This window comes from Nocardia sp. NPDC051832 (assembly GCF_040681285.1).
In the GTDB taxonomy this organism is placed as follows: domain Bacteria; phylum Actinomycetota; class Actinomycetes; order Mycobacteriales; family Mycobacteriaceae; genus Nocardia.
The window spans coordinates 668,708-670,416 of the sequence record NZ_JBFAYL010000003.1 but is presented as its reverse complement, the minus strand read 5'-3'; the positions used below and the strand labels follow the sequence as shown (position 1 = coordinate 670,416).

1 protein-coding gene is annotated in these 1,709 nt (G+C 67.0%); it reads right to left on the bottom strand.

The features are described 5' to 3' along the window. Positions 1-292: 292 nt before the first annotated feature. Positions 293-1,645 carry a GAF domain-containing protein gene (locus AB0M14_RS21025; protein WP_364997392.1) on the bottom strand — a complete coding sequence of 451 codons (1,353 nt, stop codon included), beginning with the start codon at positions 1,643-1,645 and terminating at the stop codon, positions 293-295. Positions 1,646-1,709 lie beyond the last annotated feature (64 nt).

Genomic DNA, 1,709 nt, shown 5'->3' with positions numbered 1-1,709 from the left:
CAGAGCCTCCTTCTTTCGGGCAGCGCGAACCAGAGGCCCGAGGCCCCGTGTCACCACAGATGTTTCGCTCGAATGGGTCAGCCGCGGCCGGTTCCGTTTGCCGCGACGGTGTTTCCTGCATCACACGCATGTTCCGCGCAAACCGAACATTAGGCCCTTGGTGAATAAAAAGGAACTAAATCCGACAAAATATTCTGGTCAGTTGTCCAGTGGCCGGAAGCGGCGGAAAAACAAGGGCGCGACAAGGCCCGGAACGCCCCGATGTGAGCCAGGGCACTTTCAGAAGTGCAGACTATGAGCCGGAACGTTGCATCCGCGTTGCATCGGCGCCGAGCCGCCGATCGAGGACCCGGATCTTGGCCTCGATCTGCGCATACAGTGGTGAATCACGATCAACGGCGGCACGATAGGCGGCCCATGCTGCAGCATCGTCGCGGCCGTCCGCACCCGCCGTCCAACGCCGTAGCACAGCGGCGTCACCGGAACCGAGCACAGCGGTACGCAACCGCACCCGCAATTCGTCACGCAGGTCCACGATTCCGGGCGCGGTGGAGCGCGGCAGCACCGGTCCGGCATAGAGCTGCAATGCGGATTCGACATCACCGGAGTCCAATGCCGCCCGCAACGCCTCGACATCGGTTGCGACATGCGCCCGCAAACGGTATGGGCGCGAACCGATCACATTCGCCCCGACCACCGTGCGCAACCGCGACATGGCGGCGCGGATGGTCCCGTTGTCCAGATCGGTGTCGTCGAGCAACAGCGCCAGATGGTCGGCGCCCAGCCCCTCAGCGTGTTCGGCGAGCAGCAACAGGATCTCGGCGTGCCGCTGCGACAACGGAACTCGATCGCCCGACTTGCTCAGTTGCGGCTGACCGAGGCCGAGCACGTCGAGCCCGAGGCGGCCGGAATCCGCCGGGGCCGGATCCCGGGGCGCGTGCTGGGCCCCGCGCATCGCCGCCAGCAGCAGATCCATCTCCGCGGCGGTCGCGGTCGCCTTCACCAAGGCCAGGATCTCAGGCTTGGCGACCCGGACCCCGCCCGCGATCATCAGCACACCCACCAGGCGGCCGTCCGGATCGTGCACCGGCGCCGCGGCTCCGGTCAGCTGGTGCAGGCGGTGCAGGAAGTGTTCGGGGCCGTGGATCCAGACCGCCCGGCCCGCGCGCACCACGAGTCCGACGGCGTTGGCGCCGACCCGGCGCTCGCTCAGGTCGTCGCCCTCGCGCAGGCCGATCTCGGTGGCGACGGCGACCTGCTCGGGGTTGCCGTGGATCCACAGCACACGGCCGAACTGGTCGGCCACCACGACGATCAAACCCGTTCTGGCAGTGTCCTGTACGAGCAGTTTGTCGATCAGCGGCAACAGCGGCGCGATGGGGTGCGCGTCGCGGTAGCGCTGGAGGTCCGCGCCGCGCAGACCACGTTCACTGCCGGGGTCCATCGGGTCGATTCCGGTGCGCACACTGCGCAGCCAGGACTCGAGCACGAGTGGGCGCAGCAAACCGGCCAGCTGCGAGAGCTGGTCGTCACCGGCGGTGAGGTATCCATGGGCTTGTGCGGCATAGGCTTCCAGGGCGCCGAGTTGGGTGCCCGGTTCGACGCCGTGCCGTGGGGGCCGCCCACCTGCGAGATTGCTGACCATTTGCCTTTCTTTCCGGCGCTGACTTTACCGGCGCATATACCAGGGGCAGGGTGGAAATTCCCGT